At 59.5% G+C, this 19,237-nt stretch carries 21 protein-coding genes; 2 read left to right on the plus strand and 19 right to left on the minus strand.

Annotated features, from left to right (window positions below; genetic code table 11):
- Window positions 1–203: 203 nt before the first annotated feature.
- Entirely contained in the window at window positions 204–578 is a 375-nt protein-coding gene (locus ACP4CD_RS03065; protein WP_313730070.1) for a hypothetical protein, read from the minus strand.
- A 467-nt stretch (window positions 579–1,045) separates the two neighbouring features.
- A complete protein-coding gene (locus ACP4CD_RS03070) occupies window positions 1,046–1,774 on the minus strand; it encodes an ImmA/IrrE family metallo-endopeptidase (protein ID WP_426993454.1) in 729 nt (242 codons plus the stop codon).
- A 90-nt stretch (window positions 1,775–1,864) separates the two neighbouring features.
- On the opposite strand from ACP4CD_RS03070, the gene ACP4CD_RS03075 reads away from it, so the two are divergent.
- Window positions 1,865–2,101 carry a hypothetical protein gene (locus ACP4CD_RS03075; RefSeq protein ID WP_426993455.1) on the plus strand — a complete coding sequence of 79 codons (237 nt, stop codon included), beginning with the start codon at window positions 1,865–1,867 and terminating at the stop codon, window positions 2,099–2,101.
- Window positions 2,102–2,250: 149 nt separating this feature from the next.
- On the opposite strand, the gene ACP4CD_RS03080 is transcribed toward ACP4CD_RS03075, so the two are convergent.
- From ACP4CD_RS03080 to ACP4CD_RS03160, 17 genes are all read right to left on the minus strand, one after another.
- Complete coding sequence (locus ACP4CD_RS03080; RefSeq protein WP_426993457.1) at window positions 2,251–3,066, minus strand: heme ABC transporter ATP-binding protein; 816 nt, start codon at window positions 3,064–3,066, stop codon at window positions 2,251–2,253.
- A 1-nt stretch (window position 3,067) separates the two neighbouring features.
- Window positions 3,068–4,162, minus strand: a complete 1,095-nt coding sequence (locus ACP4CD_RS03085; RefSeq protein ID WP_426993458.1) for a FecCD family ABC transporter permease — start codon at window positions 4,160–4,162, stop codon at window positions 3,068–3,070.
- The gene (locus tag ACP4CD_RS03090; protein WP_426993460.1) at window positions 4,159–4,968 is read right to left on the minus strand and encodes a heme/hemin ABC transporter substrate-binding protein; all 810 of its coding nucleotides are present in this window, start codon (window positions 4,966–4,968) and stop codon (window positions 4,159–4,161) included. The genes ACP4CD_RS03085 and ACP4CD_RS03090 overlap by 4 nt, the downstream gene beginning before the upstream one ends.
- 375 nt (window positions 4,969–5,343) lie before the next feature.
- Entirely contained in the window at window positions 5,344–5,880 is a 537-nt protein-coding gene (locus tag ACP4CD_RS03095) for a HugZ family protein (protein WP_082885592.1), read from the minus strand.
- Window positions 5,881–5,919: 39 nt separating this feature from the next.
- Window positions 5,920–7,062 (minus strand): ChuX/HutX family heme-like substrate-binding protein, encoded by a 1,143-nt coding sequence (locus ACP4CD_RS03100; RefSeq protein WP_426993462.1) that lies wholly within the window; start codon window positions 7,060–7,062, stop codon window positions 5,920–5,922.
- 70 nt (window positions 7,063–7,132) lie between these two features.
- Window positions 7,133–7,870 (minus strand): VPLPA-CTERM sorting domain-containing protein, encoded by a 738-nt coding sequence (locus ACP4CD_RS03105; RefSeq protein WP_168029336.1) that lies wholly within the window; start codon window positions 7,868–7,870, stop codon window positions 7,133–7,135.
- A gap of 146 nt (window positions 7,871–8,016) precedes the next feature.
- On the minus strand, window positions 8,017–8,265 hold the full coding sequence (locus ACP4CD_RS03110; protein WP_064030080.1) for a hypothetical protein: 249 nt from the start codon (window positions 8,263–8,265) through the stop codon (window positions 8,017–8,019).
- An 11-nt stretch (window positions 8,266–8,276) separates the two neighbouring features.
- The gene (locus tag ACP4CD_RS03115; RefSeq protein WP_426993464.1) at window positions 8,277–10,700 is read right to left on the minus strand and encodes a TonB-dependent hemoglobin/transferrin/lactoferrin family receptor; all 2,424 of its coding nucleotides are present in this window, start codon (window positions 10,698–10,700) and stop codon (window positions 8,277–8,279) included.
- Between the two features lie 731 nt (window positions 10,701–11,431).
- Window positions 11,432–11,854 carry an ExbD/TolR family protein gene (locus ACP4CD_RS03120; RefSeq protein WP_064030084.1) on the minus strand — a complete coding sequence of 141 codons (423 nt, stop codon included), beginning with the start codon at window positions 11,852–11,854 and terminating at the stop codon, window positions 11,432–11,434.
- Window positions 11,854–12,585, minus strand: coding sequence for a MotA/TolQ/ExbB proton channel family protein (locus ACP4CD_RS03125; protein ID WP_426993466.1), 732 nt, complete (start codon window positions 12,583–12,585; stop codon window positions 11,854–11,856). Before ACP4CD_RS03125 ends, ACP4CD_RS03120 begins: the two co-directional genes overlap by 1 nt.
- A 3-nt stretch (window positions 12,586–12,588) precedes the next feature.
- Window positions 12,589–12,801 carry an energy transducer TonB gene (locus tag ACP4CD_RS03130; protein WP_426994652.1) on the minus strand — a complete coding sequence of 71 codons (213 nt, stop codon included), beginning with the start codon at window positions 12,799–12,801 and terminating at the stop codon, window positions 12,589–12,591.
- Window positions 12,777–13,379 carry an energy transducer TonB gene (locus tag ACP4CD_RS03135; RefSeq protein WP_426993468.1) on the minus strand — a complete coding sequence of 201 codons (603 nt, stop codon included), beginning with the start codon at window positions 13,377–13,379 and terminating at the stop codon, window positions 12,777–12,779. Before ACP4CD_RS03135 ends, ACP4CD_RS03130 begins: the two co-directional genes overlap by 25 nt.
- A gap of 74 nt (window positions 13,380–13,453) precedes the next feature.
- Window positions 13,454–13,639, minus strand: coding sequence for a hemin uptake protein HemP (hemP, locus tag ACP4CD_RS03140; RefSeq protein ID WP_064030090.1), 186 nt, complete (start codon window positions 13,637–13,639; stop codon window positions 13,454–13,456).
- A gap of 30 nt (window positions 13,640–13,669) precedes the next feature.
- Entirely contained in the window at window positions 13,670–13,945 is a 276-nt protein-coding gene (locus tag ACP4CD_RS03145; protein WP_064030092.1) for a hypothetical protein, read from the minus strand.
- A gap of 420 nt (window positions 13,946–14,365) precedes the next feature.
- The gene (locus ACP4CD_RS03150) at window positions 14,366–15,007 is read right to left on the minus strand and encodes a DUF2076 domain-containing protein (RefSeq protein ID WP_426993469.1); all 642 of its coding nucleotides are present in this window, start codon (window positions 15,005–15,007) and stop codon (window positions 14,366–14,368) included.
- 305 nt (window positions 15,008–15,312) lie between these two features.
- Entirely contained in the window at window positions 15,313–15,984 is a 672-nt protein-coding gene (gene rpe / locus ACP4CD_RS03155; RefSeq protein ID WP_071158193.1) for a ribulose-phosphate 3-epimerase, read from the minus strand.
- A gap of 241 nt (window positions 15,985–16,225) precedes the next feature.
- Window positions 16,226–16,900, minus strand: coding sequence for a response regulator (locus ACP4CD_RS03160; protein WP_064030099.1), 675 nt, complete (start codon window positions 16,898–16,900; stop codon window positions 16,226–16,228).
- Between the two features lie 481 nt (window positions 16,901–17,381).
- Between ACP4CD_RS03160 and ACP4CD_RS03165 the strand changes: the two genes are divergently transcribed.
- Complete coding sequence (locus tag ACP4CD_RS03165) at window positions 17,382–19,190, plus strand: methanol/ethanol family PQQ-dependent dehydrogenase (protein ID WP_064030101.1); 1,809 nt, start codon at window positions 17,382–17,384, stop codon at window positions 19,188–19,190.
- Window positions 19,191–19,237 lie beyond the last annotated feature (47 nt).

Below are 19,237 nucleotides of genomic sequence, written 5' to 3' on the forward strand. Positions count from 1 at the left end.
AAATACTTATTTTTTGAGTAACTCAGTGGTTAGGCCGTAGCGTGCGGTGAGGTAACGAACCGCAAGGAATAAAGTACACGGTTTCCCGAACGTTGTGGTTTGCAAGCTCACCGGTATCGACGCCAGCGGATGTTGCGAACAGAGGTAGGGTGGGCAAAATTGCCCACGCATTAAACCGCGTGGGCACAAAAACCGTGCCCACCCTACAGGACTTCAATCGACTGGCTCCTTTCTTCAAACACCACGCCCTTGGAATGTTCCGCTCTCTTGATAATGATTCGATAGGTGAATTCGAGCGTGTTGTTCTTTATGTTAGTTTGGTAAGCATAAATGGCAACCAGATGCGGCTCATGGCCACAATGTACGACAGAGCCTTCTATCATCGGCTTATAAGCAGCGGATTTGCGAGACTTCTTGTATTTCAGTCGCTCGCTCAGAGAACTCGATCTGTCAATATAAAGCTGTTCGACGTACGCGGCAACATCACGCACGGTCTTTCGGGGAGATAAGATTGAGACAAGTCGTTGAGGGGTCTGATAGGACTCCTCAAAGATGATCCACGCGGGGCCGTGTTTCATTCGGCGCCTAACGTAAAAGTGAGGGGCTGCACGCTTTTGCGCAGGTCTTAGCATGCGGTGAGGTAACGAACCGCACGGAGGCAAGTACGTCGTTTCCCGAACGGTGCGGTTAGCAAACCTACCGTCAGCGTATAGAGGTAGGGTGGGCAAAATTGCCCACCATTCAAATCCGCGTGGGCACAAAACCCGGTGCTCACCCTACAGGGCTTAAGTTTTTCTCGATATTGCTGGTTGACTGAATCTACCAGCGCGTGCTTTTCGAGGAAGAGCTTTCGGAGAAGAGCGGATATGCCAAGAATTGCGTAAGGATCGAGGGATTTCGACCGTTCTTCAATGTCTTGCAAAGTTCTCAAAAATAGCACGTGATGGTTCATAGTAAAATCTAACGATAAGGGTAACTTACCGGCAAAAGTGTGGCGACGAAAGGAGCGTAGCTTTTGCTGGTCAAATTGACCCGCTGGGGGTGTTTATTCTTCACGCAAGAACTCAATAGCATGTTTGATATTGTTCGGCCGTGCATCGATAAGCATGTTAAGTTCTTTCATCCTTATTTCCAATGAAGTTGAAGATGTTTGAAATATCTCGGCAAGTGATGCTTTCACTTCCTTTAGAAGGCGAATATTGTCAGGTTGATTGTCAAGATAGATAAACGGTTTTTTCCTGCTTCCAGGGTTGTTTTGGAGTGCATTTTGAAACGCCTTAATAAAACGAACACGGGGCATCAGTAATGATGAAGCGAAGGAGTTAGCCTGCCACTCCAGCCATTGATGCGGTGTTCTTGGGGCTAATAACGATGCTTTTATTTGTTCCACCGTGTCTGAAAATACGGAATATTGTTCTTTCCCAAGCGTAACATCGACTTTACGGTGCAATACCAAATGTCCCAATTCGTGCGCCAACGTAAACAACCACCGCGGTTCATTGTACTCCATAGATTTATCCACAAATATGGCTCTGGGCTTCGTAACGAATTTTCCTAAAATTTTATTTCCTTTAGCAGTGAATCCCAAGTCTGCATCGAATACAAAGGCAACCTTGAATTCATCTTTGAATTTCGATGTGATTTCACCAAGCGGCGTGACGGATGACTTCTCTATAGTTCCTGGTGTGACATAATAAAGAACTTCCTCTGCTTTTCTTTCGATGTCCTCCCTATTGAAAATTGGAACACCATTTTCGTCTACTTGATAAGACATGTTTTCCCTTAATTAAACATAACTAGCAATTAAACAGTTTCCGTATATCACCAAGCTAATCCTTACTTTTTCAATAACTGATGGGTCAACATGAAATTTTCCTGTCTGTATCCCATTCGGCATTCAAAACGCATCACCGGTAACGTGGCGATCGGCGTCATTGAACCACTGGATCGACCGATTGCAGCCGGGCTAGTGTTCGCTGCCAGTTTATTCGATTTTACTCCCAATAACACCATTGCCATGCCGGATAAATCCGCAGGATTGAATTGTAAGGTGCCGCCTTCCTTGGCGGCTTTTGTTAACGCATTTCTCCGAACACGTTAAACCGGGTATTCCGGGTAATCGAGTGCCTGCTACGTGGCTCCGGTCCTATTGATCACGGTTATTCCGTTTAAGCTGAGCTCGGCTAAGCCCAGGCGGTGTGCCCTTCGACAGGCTCAGGGCGAACGGTATTTGAAGGCCCGGTTAATCACTCATTGCTCCTGAACGCCTGGTGCTACTTGCCGCCGCGGAATCACCAACGGCGCGTCCGGGTTTTGCGGATGACGGCTGATGCTGACCGGGTAAGCGAATACTTGCCGGATCAGCTCGCTGTTCAGGGTTTGCGCTGGCGTGCCGATGGCGGCCAGCCGGCCTTGGTGCAGCAGGGCGATGCGGTCGGCGTACAGCGCCGCCAGATTCAGGTCGTGTAAGACCGCCAGAACGCCGGCCTGTTGTTCATCGGCGAAGCGGCGGGCGATGGCCAGCACCGCGTGTTGGTGGGCCAGGTCCAGCGCCGAGGTGGGTTCGTCCAGCAACAAATAGCGGTGCAGCGGGTCTTGCGGCTCCCAGATTTGCGCCAACACCCGCGCCAGTTGCACCCGTTGGCGCTCGCCGCCGGACAGCGTGGTGTAGATGCGCTCGGCCAGATGGCCGGTATCGGCCATCGCCAGCGCGTGTTCGGCGATGGCCCGGTTTCGCGCGGCGCTGTGGGTTTTGCGTTGCGGGCTGCGGCCCATCAAGGCCACGTCGCGCGCCGTGAAGCGGAATGCCAGCCCGGCGCTTTGCGGCAACACGCCGCGCAGCAAGGCCGCCTGTTGCGGCGGCCATTCCGCCAGCGGCCGGCCGTTCATCGTCACTTGGCCGGCGAACGGTGCTAGCTCGCCGCTGATGGCCCGCAACAGGCTGGATTTGCCGGCGCCGTTCGGGCCAGCCACGGCCAGCACTTCGCCGGGGCGCAGCTCCAGCGTCACGCCGTCCAGCAAGGTTTTCGCGCCGGCGCGCAGGCTCAGGTCGATGGCTTGCAACATGTCAATGGCCCATCAGTTTTTGCCGGAACAGCAGCCACAGAAAAAACGGACTGCCGAGCAGGCCGGTGACGATGCCGATCGGGATTTCGGCCGGCGCCGCCAAACTGCGGGCCAGGTAGTCGGCGCAGATCAACAATAAGGCGCCGAGCAGCGCCGACGCGGGCAATAGCCAGCGGTGGTCCGGCCCTAGGGCCAGCCGCAATAGATGCGGCACCACCAGACCGATGAAGCCGATCACGCCGGACAAGGCCACCGCCGCGCCGACGCCGAGCGCGACCAAGGCCACCACGCCGGTTTTGATGCGTTCGACCGGAAAGCCCAGGTGGCCGGCTTCGGCTTCGCCGAGCAGCAAGGCGTTCAAGGCATCGGCCAGCCACGGCAACAGCAGCAGATTGGCCAGTAAAAACGGCGCGCCGATGGCAACGCCGTCCCAACCGGCGCCGTTCAGGCTGCCCAGGCTCCAGAAGGTCAAGCTGCGCAACTGGTCGTCGTCGGCCAGATAGACCAGCAAGCCGGTGGCCGAGCCGGCCAGCGCGTTGATGGCGATGCCGGACAGCAACAGCGATGCTACGTCCAGCCGATCGCCGCTGTCGGCCAGCCGGTACACCAGCCAACTGACCCCAAAACCGCCGGCGATGGCCGCGACCGGCAATAAATAGGCGCCGAATGCGCCGGCCACGGAGCCGAACAGGCTGTCGCGCAACACGATGACCGCCACCGCGGCCAGCGCCGCGCCGCTGGAAACGCCGATCAAGGCCGGATCGGCCAGCGGATTGCGGAACAAGCCCTGCATCGCCGCGCCGGATGCGGCCAAGGCGCCGCCGACCAGCAAACCCAACACCAGGCGCGGCGCGCGGATCGCCAGCAGCACCGCTTGCTGGTCGGTGCCGAACGGCCAGGGCAGGGCGATACCGACGCGGTCGGCGACGATGGCGGCGGCCTGGCCGGCCGAGATCGCGACCGCGCCGCTGCCCAGCGAGGCCAAGGCGGCGACGGCCAGCAGCAATGCCAGCAGCCAGCACAGGCCGGCGCGGCTCAAGGTCGGTTTTAGCCGAAGACGCGGTCCCGCCGTCGCCATCACGGCATGGACGGTCATCGGCCGGCACCCGCGTCGGCGGCAACTGCCGGTTCGCCGTGCAGCCGTTTGGCCAGTTCCAGCACCGCCTGACCGCTGTGTAAGCCAAAGCCGAGCAAGGCCAGGGTATCGACGATAAAGACTTTACGTTGCCGGCCGGCTGGGGTGTGGGCGATGCCGGGTTGCCGGTAGAACGCTTCCAGGCCGCCGATGGCGTTGGCGGCGACGTCGGTCAACAAAATCACGTCCGGCGCGGCGGCGACCATTGCTTCGGTACTGATGGGTTTGTTGCCTTGCAGTTCGCCGGCGGCGTTGGCGGCGCCGGCCAGTGTTAACACCGCGTCGGCGGCGGTGCCGAGTCCCGAAGCCAGCGGCGCGCCGTGAGCCACCGCCATCAAAAACAGCACTTTGGGGTGTTCACGGCTTTGCGCGCGCCATTGCGCCAGTCGATCGAAGTCGGCTTGCACTTGATAGGCCAGTTCCCGGCCGCGTTCGGGCTGTTCCAGCAAGGCGGCGATCGCGCCGATTTTGGCGGCGATGCCGGCGGCGGAATAGTCCTCGGCTAGCGTTTGAATTTGCACGCCGGCCGCGCGCAATTGCTCCAGCACCGCCGGCGGGCCGGCGTGGGCGCTGGCCAGCAGCAGGTCCGGGCGCAGCGACAGCACGCCTTCGGCCGACAGCGTGCGCATGTAGCCGACTTGCGGCAGCGCCTGGGCGGCAGCCGGGATCAGACTGGTGCTGTCGACGCCGACCAGGTGCTCGGCGCCGTCTAGGGCGTAGACGATTTCGGTCAACGCGCCGCCGACCGAGACGATGCGGCTCGGCACGGTGGCGTCGGCCGGCGCGGCGGCGGTTAGCCAAAAGAGGGCCGCGCAGGCGGCTCGCGCAAGTTTATGGCTTATTGATCCGGCCCTTAACTGTGTGAACCGTTCGTGCTGATTTGGTAGAAGTACAAGCCGCCTTTCGACAGGCTCAAGGCGAACGGATATTAAAACTTCACTAGGCCGGATCAATAGGGATGTAGTCTGTTTCATGTTGGGTTTTTCGTTTGATTCATTCATTAGGCCCTATTTATCCCTGGTGCTCCGTTCGGGCTGGGCTCGTCGAAGCTCGAGGTAGTTCGCCCTTCGACAGGCTCAGGACGAACGGTATTTAATGGCAGGATTGATAGGCTGCCTCGCTCGCGGCTAAAGTCGCTCCGCCTATGCCGGCGCTTCGGCCGGTTCGCGGGTCTGGTGGCCGACGTCGTTGACGTGGCGGATTTGCGCCAAGTCGTCGCCTTCGATCGCGAACGCCTTGGCGAAACCTTGCACGAAACTGCCGCGTTGCGGCCGTATCCGGAACAAATGAAAGTCCTGCATTTTTCGCAATTGGCGGATGAAGGCGCCGAATTTTTCCTCGAACAGACTCATCAGGTATTCGAAGGATGCGGTATCGCGGTCGATTTCGGCGGCGGCGCAGTGGTAGGTCACGCGCTGGCGGGCGAACAAGTGCGCGGCCTTGGTTTCGTCTTCGACGAACAGCAGACAGACCTTGCCGTTGTCGAGCAGGTTTCGGGTATGGGCGGATAGTTCGCTGACGTAGATGTAGTAGTCGCCGTCGTGGCGCACGTAGGCGGCGTAACTGGCTTCCGGTTCGCCGGCGGCGCCGACGGTCGCCATCAGCACCGAGTCGAAACTTTGCGGCAGGGCTTGACAGGCGGCGCGGACTTGGTCGAGATCGATGTTTGGGTGGTTCATGATAAAAGTTCTCCGGGAAAAAATGACAAAGTGGTCGGGCTAGACCTGGGTTGGTCTTGGGGATGCCGAGCGCTGTAGTGCCGCCAGGAAGTCGCGCCACGGCGGACTCTCGCCGGCGTCTTCGTCGAATTCGCCGCATAGCGCCGCGACGGTTCGGCCGGCGCCGTCGCGCAGCAGCAGGCCGCTAAAGCGTTGGTGGCGGAAGGCTAGTTCGGCGATCGCCAAGTGATCGATGGCGGTCTCGTTTAAATGCAGATTGAACTGGGGATCGAGGATGTTGAACCAGGGACCGGTAATCCGCAGGTTTTGCACCGGGCCGGCATGGACTTGCAACGCGGCGCGGCTGGCGGTCAGGATGTGGATAGGCAGCAAGGCTTGCGCCAGTTGACCGACGAAATCCCGAAACAGCCCGGCCGGCAGGCACGCGGCCGCTTGCCGGGTTTCGGCGTGGCGCCACAATGCGGTCCAGCGCTGCCATTGGGCCGGCAACTCCGGCTGCGGGTTTAGCCACGGCGCGCCGGGCGCGGTGGCGGGCAGTTCCAGCCGTGCCGACTGATCGGCGGCGCGAAAGCGCTCGACTAAATCCCAATAGGCTTCGATATTCGCGCCTTGGTTTATGACCCCGGTCCGATTGCTCGAGGGCATTCCGTTCGGGCTCGGTTCGTCTAAGCCCGAGGTCGTTCGTCCTTCGACAGGCTGGGGGCGAACGGTCTTTAAGGGTTGGGATAATAGATATATCTTGTGGACGGCTTCGCCGTCGGCACCGAAGAATTGCAGACTGCGGCGCGGGCCGTCGGTCGACGTTTCGCTGACCGCGTAAGCGCAATACCAGTCGCTTAGCGCCAGACACAGGTCGATGCGGCGGCCGGCGACGATCGCCAGCCGGCCGTGGACTTGCGGCCGAGCGTATTCGCCGGTTTTTTCGTGGACGGCGGCGGCGTTGCGGGTCAGCGCCATCACCGGTCCCAGTGCGGCGACGCCGCTCAGCAGCGCCGGCCAGTCGCCGGTTTGCAGCCGGATGACGTTGTCGCCGCAGCCCGTGGCCAACAGTTCCGCTTCGCTGACGCCCAGCGTGGCGGCCGCGTCGCGTATCCGCAGGTGCGGCCGGCAACTTAGCAATTCGCGCCATGCGGCTTTTAAGGTGTCCGGCGCGGTGGCTTGGGTCAATTGAGTGTTTAGCATAGCGATTCTCCTACAGGTCGAGGAAGGGGCCGCCTTGCGCGGCGGGGGCTCGCGCAAGGCGGCGGTCGCATCAAGCGGCCAGGGAGTTACGGCGGTTCGCGTAGAGCAGCGACATCAGACCGGTACCGAACATCCAAACCGCCGCCGGCAACGGCACGTTGGAAATCGGTCCGCCCGAGGTTGTCAGCGGACCGATGTCGATTGCCACTTGGCCCAGGCTCAGGCTGGGTTCGGCGCTGCCGAACGTGAATTGATAGCTGGCCGCCGCGGTCGGCAGATCCCAAAAGGCCAGATACTGCACCAGCGCGACCGCGCCGAACGAGCTGTCGTAGGCCGGATCGTAGTAGGTCTGCGCGGTATAGGTCGGCGCCTCGCCGTTGAGCAGAATGCTGGAGTAATTGGCTTCGACGCCCCAGGTTTCGAATTGCAGCACCGCGCGGGTGGCGCCGGAAGTACTGCCGCTCAGCGAGGCGACGAAGTTTTCGACGACGCTGAAGCTGTACAGATTGCCCGAGCCTGCCACGAAGGTGCCGCTGTTCCAGGCCAGATTGGCATTGCTGGTGCCGGCGCTGCCGACGTCCGGCGCGGCGGTGCGAGTGCCGGGGTAGGAACTGTCGACGAAGGTGTCCCATTCCGCGTAGAGCGTGCCGGTGTCGCCGCGATCCCAACCGCCCCAAGCGGCTTCGCTCGGGGTGTCGAAGCCGTAGCCGGCCGCGTAGGGATCGGGATTGTTGGTGTAATCGGCGTTGGCGATGCCGGAAACGGCCAGCAGGCTGGCGATCAGGGTCGATTGATGCAAGTGTTTCATGGGTAATGTCCTTTGAATGAATGTGAACGCAGCTCTTCGCCAGGAAGACGGTGCGCGGGTATTGCCGAATATACGATCCGCCGCTTCGGCCCCGAGCCGGCGATCCACGATGGCTGACGCCATCGGCGGTGGCGGATGGGAAAAACTCATGAGGTTTCGTCCAGGCCAGCCCGCTCGCGCGGCGGCGCGGCGAGTTCCGTCGGCGGCCGGTAGCGGGACTGGAAATCCACGACATAGCGGTATTGCTTGCCGCAATGAATGATGACTTCCTTCTGGCCGCGCTTGAGCAGGCGCATTTCCACGCGCAATTCGCCGAAGCCGTCGTGGTGCAACAGTTCGTCGAACAAGGCTTCCAGTTGTTTTTTCGGGCCGTTGGCCCGGTGGCTATGATTCATCGTGGTTCTCTTCAGTAAGCGATTTTCAGCGTGACGCCGAGGTTGCGGCCGGGCCGGGAATAGCGGTCGCGGATGTCGGCATTGGCGAACGGACCCAAATTCCGGTGCGGATTGCTTTCCTGGGTGTCCACGTCTTCCCAATCGATGTAACGGCTGTCGAAGACGTTGAACACACCGAGGTTTAGGCTGACGTGCGGATTGATCCGGTAATAGGCGTTGAAATCGACGACGCCGTAGCCGCTGGTCAAATAGCTGGCGTCGGCCGGCGCGGTGGCCGCCTGCTTGGGGCCGACCAGGGTCAGGATCAGTTCGCCGCCCCAATCGCCGGCGGCTCGATCGTAACGCAGGCCGACCACGCCCTTGATAGGACTGATCTTACGCAACGCGACATCATCGCTCCGGCCGCTACGCAGATTGGTACCTTCGGTGTAGGAGCCACTCAGCAGCAGGCTGGCGCCGGACAGTTCGGGCCAAAACCAATCCAGAAATACTTGGCTCTTGAATTCGACGCCTTGCATGCGGATCGGATCGGGGCTGTTGACGGTTTGAAAGGTCAGGTATTGGCAGCCGCTGCCTTGATCGCAGATGGTCGCGTCGTACATGAAGTCCTCGTAGTCGTTGCGGAACAAGGTCGCGTCGAATTGGCCGGCGCCGCCCTGGCCGCGCAAGCCGACTTCGGCGCCGACGCTGGTTTCCGGAGTCAAGGCGCTGTTGGGTATCGTGGTGTAGCCGAAGGTAGCATTGGTAAAGCCCAGATTGCTGTCGCTGAAGTTGGGACCCCGGAAGCCGTGGCTATATTGGCCGTGCAGCGTGAAGGTGGCGTTCAAATGCAGCAGCGCGCCGAATTTGGGTAGAAAGGCTTCGGCGTCCTTAATGGTCGGTACGATGGGGGCCGCGCCTTCCGCGACGGCTTGGGCCGAAGCTTTTTCGAACAGGTAATCGCTTTGCGGCAATAGCCGGTAGTATTCCCAACGGCCGCCGGGGATCAGTTCGACGCGCCGGTCGAATAGGCCTATCGTGTCCTGCAGGTAAGCGCCGGCCTTGGTAACGGTGCTGAGCGGAAAGTCGCGCACCGGAAATTCGTCGGGCAGTATCGTATGGGTGACGGTACCCTTGCCGTTGCCGCACTCCGGGGTGACGCCGCCCTGGCGCGGCGGACGCGGTTTGCCGGTAAGGCAGGTCAGGGTGCCGTCGCGCTGCTGGGCCACGCTGTTTTTGCTGATCTGGCCGCCGTATTGCAGGTCGTGCTCGCCGACGGCGAACTGGAAATGCTTGTCCAGTCGCAGTTGGCCGCCGAAGTCCTGGTTATCGAAATCGAAGATGCGCTCGACCAATACGTGGCCGTTGGCATTGGAGGTCCGGTCCTGAAAAGTGACCTGGCGGGTGGCCGAGCGTTGCGTGTAAAACTGCCAGAAGACTTGGTCGAACAGCGGCGTTTGCACGGCTTTCAGCGTGTGGTCCAGTGCCAGTCGCCAACGCGATTGGTCGTCGTCGGTCAACATCCGGTTGACGAAGCGGTTGCTGATGTCCAGATTCTGGCCGTACAACGCGTCGAACTCCGAGACTTTGTTCAGCCATTCGCCGCTGATCCGCAGCACGTTGTCGTCGTTGAAGCGGTACAGCAATTTAGCCAGCAGGTTGTAACCCTGATTGTCTTGCGGGCTGGGCAGGGTTCGCCGCGCATCGCGGCTGTCGATGCCGCCTTGGTTGTCGGTTTCGTTGCCGTGGCTGTGGGTGAACACCGCCAATCCCTCCCAGCCGCCCAGCGCGCCGGCGGCGGTGCCGGTTTGGCTGAATTGGTTATCGGTGGTGTTGTAATGCAATTTCAGGCCGGTATAGCTGGTTTTGCCGAATACATTCAAATAGTCTCGCGGGTCCTTGGTGACGAAATTGACGGTGCCGCCCAGCGCGTCGCCGCCATAGGCCGCCGGGCCGCTGCCGCGTACGATCTCGACCGCTTTCAGCGCGTCCATGTCCACCGCGTTGCGGGTTGAATTGGCGAACGAGCCGATGCTGAAACTATCCGGCAGGCGCACGCCGTCGATCTGCATCAATACCCGGTTGCCGCTTAGTCCGCGTATCGTGAAGCCGGTCGAGCCGAAACGTTGCGGATCGCTGCCGACATTGACGCCGGGTTCGTAGCGAATCAGATCCTTGATGTCGCGGACCATGCGTTGCTCTATGGTCGCCGCTTCTATCGTCGATTGGGTACCGGCTGAGGCGGTCTTTTTGACTTCCGCGGCGGATTTGACCGTGACTGTCGGTAGCTCGAGGTCTTCCGCCGCGTCCGTGGAAGGCTCTTCGGCGTGTGTCGGGCCGGCCAGCAGCCACAGCATCAGGCACAGCCGGCAATGCCGCGCATCCCGCTTGGGCAGCGGCTTCGGATAGCGGCGTCGGACGCCGGGTATCGTCGAAAATTCGTGTATGTCAACCATGTGTTGTCGCAAGCAGTCGGAATCGCTGGCTGCCTGGCACGCTGGCTAGGGGGCTGACGGGGTTTAAGGTCAAATAATGTCGACAGGCCGTTTGGGCCTTGTCGTTCGCCGAGTTGGCCGGTCGGCCAATCCGATTTATAAAGCGGTCCCATCTATCACGGGTATTTCCGTTCGGGCTGGGTTCGGCTAAGCCCAGGCTGGCGTGCTCTTCGACAGGCTCGGGGCGAACGGTGTTTATAAGGGCCGGGTTAATTCTACTTTGTCAGATTTAAGCAATGCCGTCATGCCCGCCGGGAAGCGGACATCCAGTGCCATGGATGGCAAGCTTCGATCCGTCCGTGGGGTCTGGATTTCGGCAATCCCTGCCGAAATGACGAGCACTACCGAGAATCTGACAAGGTAGCATTAATAAATCGGTACTTTCTCTATCAGCCGGAGACGCCATGGCGTCGTCGGGCCGTTCGATGGCTTGGCGGCAAACGGAAGGGTGACATCCTTGTCGGCCGACCTATCCTGGTCGGCATCCGTCGCAGTCACGACCGCCGCGCTGTTCAAACGGCGGTTCGCGGCAGCCTTGCCATCAGTGCTCGGGTTCCGCGCCGGGAGCGGTACCGATAACATCGGAATTCGCATGCGTGCTCCGTGAGACTAGCGTTGTCCTCGAGTATTCGGCTACCTGGCGGTCGAAGGCTGGGTGGCGGGTTGGCCGGATCGCGGTCCGGCCGCGCGGGTTAAGGTTTTTCCGGCTCGGAGACGAAACCGATTCGGGTGACGCCGGCCTTGGCGGCATCGGCCAAGGTCTCGGCAACGAAACGGTACGGCACGTTTTGGTCGGCGCGCACATGCAGTTCCGGCTGTTCGGGCGACTGGGCGATTTCCGTCAGGCGTCGCCGACATTCGTCGCGGTCGATCGCGTCTCGATTCCAGAATATCCCGCCGTCCGCGTCGATGGACAGCGCGATCGGCGGTTGCTCGGGCCGTTGCGGAATGCTGCTGGCCTTGGGCAGGTCGATTTTCACCGCGTGCGTCATCATCGGCGCGGTGATCATGAAAATCACCAGCAGCACCAGCATCACGTCGATCAAGGGGATCATGTTGATTTCCGACACGGTGTGGCCGCCGGCGCCCTGTTTGTCGAAGCCGCCGAAAGCCATTAGTGTTCTCCGCCGACGTAAGCCAGTTCCGCGCCGATGGGCTGAGTGGGGATCTGGCCCGGATTCAGCGCGCTGCCGGTGGTCAGGAAGGCAAACAGATCATGGGCGAAGCCGTCCAGGCGCGACAGCAACAGGCGATTGCCGCGCACGCAGTCGTTATAGGCCAGTACCGCCGGAATCGCGACCGCCAAACCCAGGCCGGTCATGATCAGCGCCTCGCCGACCGGTCCGGCGATCTGGTCCAAGGTTGCCAGCCCGCCTTGACCGATACCGACCAGCGCGCGATAAACCCCCCACACCGTGCCGAACAGGCCGACGAAAGGCGCGGTGCTGGCGATCGAGGCAAGCGCGGTCAGGCCCCATTCCAATTGGGCGGTTTCTTCGTCGATGGCGCGGCGCATCGCTCGGGTCAGGAAGTCGCTCGCCGAGCCGGCTTGCTGCAAACCGTGGCCGTGGCGGGCGTGGTGCTGACTGGCCGCCAGCGCATGCCGGGTTAGGTTGCTGAATGGATCGCGGCCTCGCACCTGGCTCGCGACCTCGGATAAGGTGTCCGCGTTCCAGAAGCGGCGCAGAAAGTCGTCGGCTTGGCGCCGCACGCGCACCGCGCGCCACGCTTTCACGACGATGAAATACCAACTGGCCACCGACATCGTCAGCAGCAGGCCGAACAGGCCGGCTCCGACGCTGTCGGTTTGGCTCAGAAAGTGATTGAGGCTTTGGTTGAGTTCCATGGTTTATCCTTCCAGAGAGAATGAAACGGGTATCACGACCCAGGCGGAGACGGTGTGTTCGCCGCGTCGAGCCGGTACGAAACGCCATTGTTTGACGGTTTCCAGCGCGGCTTGGTCGAGGCGGTCGTAGCCGCTGGTTTTTCGCAACGTGACTTGGTCCACACCGCCGCCGCCGTTGACCAGGACCCGGATCAGAACCTTGCCCTGTTCGCCCAGTTGGCGAGAAGCGGGGGGTAGGTAGGCGCCGGATTGTTTAGATAATCGGCGTTCAGGTTCGGTAGGCTCAACGGCGCGGAGGCGTTGGCGGTTTCCGCTGGCGCGGACGTCGACGCGGGCGCCGAAGGGGTGATTGCGGGGTTTGGCGCGGATTCGGCGGGCGGCAATTCCGGTATGGGTTCCGGCGCGACGCTTGAGGCGGATTCATGGTTGGCCGCCGCGATTAGACGCGGTTGCTTGAGCGGTTTGGCGGCGGCCTTGGTTTTGGCGACCGCCTTGGCCGGTGTCGGGACCGGCGGTTTTGGCTGGACTTGCGGCGGCTCCGATGCCGGTTGGGCGCTATTGATCCATTCCACCATGATGGGGCGCGGCGGCGTCGGCGATGGTTGGGTATCACTGTTCGGCATCAAGCCGAACCAGGTCAGATGCAGTCCGATTGCCAAAACCAAACCTAAGCCGCTTTCGTTGATTTCGGCGGTGCGTGCGGTGATGGCTGCGGATTGATACGGACGCTCGGCCGGCAAAAAGCGCATCGGCGCCAGGCAGGATAGCGAACGTAAGCGGTGGGTCGGTAACATGACAGCCTCTCCGTCAAGGGTGGAAAAGATTGGCTGGCTACCGGAGGGTGGCTGGCTGAGGTGGATGGAACGCGCTATTTGGTCAAAATCAGTTTGCCGTTGCTGGTAATGCGCAGTCGGTATTCTTCGCCTTGGTGCTCAATGACGATCTCGGTTTGGGCGCCGAACAGCGCGCGACTGTTCAGTCGCGGTCGGTTGCGCAAGGCCTCGGCATTGGCGCCGGCGGTTTTTGCCGTTGGGTTGGTGTTGGTTTCAGTCATAGGTTTCTTCCGGAATGGGTCGCGACGAATTTACTGGTATCGCGGCAGGCCGCCGTCCCGCCGATCAAGCAATAAGCCCGTCACGCGCTGCCAGTGGTCGTGCAGCTGTAAATACATATCGCGACTGGCGGCGGTATGGTCCAATTGCGGATGGCTTAACAGCAGCGCCAGCTGGCTGACGATGCGGTGCGCTAGTTTCGGGCAATGCCGGCCGTTGATGAATTGGGTCATTAGCAAGCAGGTCATCGTGTGTAGCTGCGTCAATTCACGGCCGTGGGCCGGGCTGGATAGTTGATCGTCGAACATGATGCCTCCGCTAACTTTGGAAATGATCAAAAACGCCGCACGCTGTTTAACGTGTTCAAGTTGTGCAGGTGCGGCGTGACAGGACGAGAGAACACTGTCGGTTACAAATGATAATGATTCTCAAATTCGAGTCAAGCGGAATTTTTGGGTGATATCGTAAAAGGGGCTTAAAAGACTTTGCGTTTGCAGGATTCGAGGGTTTAGAGCAACGCGTTTACATTGGTGTGCGAATGTCGCCGAAAGTTAGTACCCGGCAAGTATGGAAATGGCCGGAGTTGCGGGTATTTCGGTGACGGAGGGGGCAGCAATAGACCTGACTGCGCCGGTTTGCGGACGCGATCGGTAACGGATTGTTGGTGATGGGGCGGTGAGGCGCACCCGACGAATCGGCGGGCGCGCGAAGAAAGGTCTCTGTGCTGGTTAAATCCAGTCGGAATCGCTGTCATCGACGGCATCGGCGTCATAGCCGCTATCGTCGCCGACCAAATAGTCGTTGCGATTATCGTCCGCTTGGGCGGTCTGGATTGCGTCGTCGCCGTAATAGTTGTTGATGACGGTTTGTTCCGGCATCAATTCGTTGGCGCCGTTGTGATTTCCCCAGGCAGATCCGCCGCCGTGGTGTCCCAACAGGCTTTCGATACCTTGAAACAAAAACGATCCCGCCACGACCCCAGCCGCCGTGGTGGCGATGTTGCCGAGAAAACTGGAACCGCCGCCGAAACCGCTCGCTTGCGACGGCATTGCCGCCGTTCTAGGGGGCTGGTAGCTGCCGGCACCCGGAACGCCCGCGCCCGACGGTTGCGCCCACGGGTCGTTTTGCAAAAATCCGCCGCGTTGCGGCGTGTTCTGTAATTGGTTTTGAAGCTCGGCGATTTGTGCTTTCGCGGCGTTTAGGGCTTGGTCTTGCAACATCGCGCGTTGGACCAGCAGGTAGGCGGCATCCGGCTGTCGCGCGACTGCCTGGGCGATCAGCGCTTCGGCTTCGGCGTCCTTGGCGGTCAATTTGAATTCGCTCAAGGGTTTCAAAAACTGGGTAAGTTGATCGCGTTCTTGTGGATTCATAGGAATGGCTCCCTGACGTTAAAATAAGCCGGCCCCGCGGCCGGTGTCGCAACTGACTGCCGGATCGGCATAAAGTTTCCAAGAGTCTGGGGATGGCTGGCGGATTTTCAATAGCACTGCGATCTCGCGTGGTGTTGGGAAAGTCACGAATTACGCGGTGTGAACTTAGAGCCAGGCACGCATTGAGCCGGGCAGAGGAGCCGGCCAAGCGAAGAAGCTGTCGCCGGCCATATAGCCGGCGACAGACTGAAGCGAATCGGACTGGGTAAGCGTTGCGGGCTCGGTCCTTTCGCCGGAGAGACGGTTTACTGGGCTTTCGCCAATTCGGCGCGCATTTCAGCGATGACGGCTTTGTAATCGGGCTTGCCGAAGATCGCCGAACCGGCGACGAAGGTGTCGGCGCCCGCTTCCTTAATCTCGCGGATATTGGCGGTGTTGACGCCGCCGTCGATTTCCAGGCGGATGTCCAAACCGCTGTCGTCGATGATTTTTCTGACCTGGCGCAATTTAGGCAGCGCGGAAGGCAGGAAAGACTGGCCGCCGAAGCCGGGGTTGACCGACATCAGCAAAATCATGTCGCATTTGTCCAGGACGTGGTCGAGGAAGGACAGCGGCGTGGCCGGGTTGAAGACCAGGCCGGATTTGCAGCCGTGGTCGCGGATCATTTGCAGGCTGCGGTCGATGTGGCGCGAGGCTTCCGGGTGGAAGGTGATGTAACTGGCGCCGGCCTTGGCGAAGTCGGGAATGATGCGATCGACCGGTTCAATCATCAAATGCACGTCGATCGGCGCGGTCACGCCGTGCTTGCGCAACGCGTCGCAAACCAAGGGGCCTATCGTCAGATTCGGTACAAAATGGTTGTCCATCACATCGAAATGCACAATATCCGCGCCGGCATTCAACACGTTGACGACTTCCTCGCCCAAACGCGCGAAGTCGGCGGAAAGTATGGAGGGTGCAATCAGATTATCAGCCATTTTTTTATCCTGTTGGTGAGGTGAAGACCCGACATTATATTAAGTATTCGCGGTGAATTTCGGTTTTTTTGGCCGTAGTCAGCCGGGCGCTAGCTAGGTTCGCCGAGTCCGTGTCGGGACGGTTTTTAGCTGGGATTCGAGGATGGGGCGAGTGCGAGGTCACTTCGCCTCTGGAGGCTGTCGTAAAAATCAAAACAGAAACCTCTTCCGCGCGGAGAGGGGGCGTTAACGATACCCGCCCTCAGACGACAGCCGTATTGATGTCCGACGCCGGTTTGACGATGCCTTGCCGGCTGGCCAGCAAGGTCAGTTCCGCCATATTTTTTACGCCCAGTTTGTCCTTGATCGCGGTCGCGTGGTTGCAAACGGTTTTGTAACTCAGGCAGAGTTTTTCGGCGGCCTCCCGCGACGTCAAGCCGTTCGCCAACAGGCAGAAAATGTCGAATTCGCGCGGCGACAAGGCCTTGATCTTGGTCTCTTCATCCTGGTCCACGGCCATATTGATCGCCAGCTGCTGGGCGATATCCGGATCGACATAGGTACCGCCCTCGGCGATCGTGCACACCGCCGTCACCAAGGTGTCGGGCTCGTTGTTTTTAGTGATGTAACCTTTCGCGCCGGCTTTGATCGCCCTGGTCACGTAAACCAGTTCGTTGTGGATGCTGAACACCAGGATGCGGCACTGCGGGTGTCGGCTCAACAGGCGGCGTATCGACTCGAAGCCGCCCAATCCGGGCATCGACAAATCCATGACCACCACGTCCGGCGTCTGCTTGGAATAGAGTTGGCAGGCGGTTTCGCCACGGTCCGCCTCGTAAATTTCGCCGATGCGTTCAGATAGACCTAGGTAGGTTTTATAACCGGTTCTGACGACCGCGTGGTCGTCTACCAGCAAGACATTGATTTTACGATTCACTGAGTTCAGCCGGAAAAAGTGGGTTGGATTGCCGGCGGCGTTGGTGCGTCGGATCCGGGTTTGCATAGCGGCTTCGATGCCGCACGTGGTCATGATGCCCGTTTTCGTCGATTCGGACTATGGGAGCTTTTCCTGTTCTGATCGCGGTGTCGCGTGGCTGTACGGGAATATTTCTCGACAATTTTCTTGTCATTTTCCCCGTTTCTTCATGGATTCTTCCGTAACGCCGCAAGGGGGCTTTCTTTACCATTTGCGGCAGCATGGCACGGCCGGTCTTAAGTCTTCGTGTGCGACTTGATCGAGACGGCTGATGTGAAAAGGCGATGGTTTCGCCGCGGGTTCCCGGATCAAGCCTAAGTCGAGCGCACCCCCGTTCGGTTTCGGTGGGGACTGTCGTCGGCGCATCGGCTTTTTAACCTAAGGCTCCCTTAAACCTGATCTGTCGGGCCATGCACCCCACATAAACAACACAGGAGGATTCATGCAAATTTCACGATTTGCCAAGCAGGTCACGACATCGGCTCTATTGACGAGCGCCGCGCTGGCCGTGTCGCAATCGGCACAGGCGAATAAGGAACTTGAACAATTGTCCAAGCAAAACACCAACTGGGTGATGCAGACCAAGGACTACAGTTCCACGCATTTCAGCGAGTTGATCGACATCAATGCCAATAACGTCAAGAATTTGAAAGTTGCGTGGTCGTTTTCGACCGGCGTACTGAACGGTCATGAAGGTGGTCCCTTGGTCGTCGACGGCATCATGTACGTGCATACGCCGTATCCGAATAACGTGTTTGCGCTGGATTTGAACAATCCCGACAAGATTTTTTGGCAATTCAAGCCTAAGCAAAATCCCGCCGCTCGCGCCGTGGCTTGCTGCGACGTCGTCAATCGCGGGCTGGCATATGCACCGGCGGGCAAGGATTACCCCGCTACGATCTTTCTGAATCAGTTGGACGGTCACATCGTCGCGCTGAACGCCAAGACCGGCGAAGTTTTGTGGAAAATGGAAAATTCCGACATCGCGATGGGTTCGACTCTGACCATGGCGCCGTTCGTCGTCAAGGACAAAGTCATCGTCGGTTCCGCCGGAGCCGAGTTGGGCGTGCGCGGTTATGCCACGGCCTACAACATCAAGGATGGCAAGCAGGCGTGGCGGGTTTACGCGACCGGTCCCGACGAAGACTTGAAACTCGCGAGAGACTTTAATAACGCCAATCCGCATTACGGTCAGTTTGGCTTGGGACAAAAAACCTGGGAAGGCGACGCCTGGAAAATCGGCGGCGGCACCAACTGGGGTTGGTACGCTTACGATAGCGACCTGGAGATGCTGTACTACGGTTCCGGTAACCCCGCGCCGTGGAACGAAACCATGCGGCCCGGCGATAATAAATGGACGATGACCATCTGGGGGCGCGACGTTAACACCGGCGAAGCCAAGTTCGGCTACCAAAAAACGCCGCACGACGAGTGGGACTATGCCGGCGTCAACTACATGGGCTTGTCCGAGCAAGTGGTCAACGGCAAAAAACGCAAATTGCTGACTCACCCCGACCGGAACGGTCTGGTTTACACCCTGGATCGTGAAAATGGCGATTTGATCAATGCCTTCAAAATCGACGACACCGTCAACTGGGTGAAAAAAGTCGATTTGCAAACCGGCTTGCCGATCCGCGACCCGGAATATTCGACACACATGGACCACCAAGCCACCGGCATCTGTCCGTCGGCGATGGGTTACCACAACCAGGGCATCGAATCCTACGATCCGAACAAGCAATTGTTCTTCATGGGTACCAACCACATCTGCATGGACTGGGAACCGTTCATGCTGCCTTACCGCGCGGGTCAGTTCTTCGTCGGTGCGACTTTGAACATGTACCCGGGTCCGAAAGGCACTTTGGGACAAGTTAAGGCGATGAACTCGGTCACCGGTAAAATGGAGTGGGAAGTTCAGGAGAAATTCGCGGTTTGGGGCGGCACCACCGCGACGGCCGGCGACTTGGTGTTCTACGGCACCTTGGACGGCTACATCAAGGCGCGCCATTCCAAAACCGGCGAGGAACTGTGGAAGTTCAAACTGCCTTCCGGCGTCATCGGTCACCCGATTACCTATAAACACAACAACAAACAATATGTTGCGATTTATTACGGTGTCGGCGGCTGGCCAGGCGTCGGCTTGGTATTCGACCTGGCCGACCCAACCGCCGGTCTCGGCGCGGTGGGTGCGTTCAAGGAATTGGCGCACTACACCCAAATGGGCGGCGGCGTGATGGTGTTCTCGCTGTAAATCGTAGGGTGGGCACATCGTGCCCACCTTTGGTCGACCGAATCGGT

The sequence above is a fragment of the Methylomonas stagni genome, assembly GCF_050154735.1.
GTDB lineage: Bacteria > Pseudomonadota > Gammaproteobacteria > Methylococcales > Methylomonadaceae > Methylomonas > Methylomonas koyamae_A.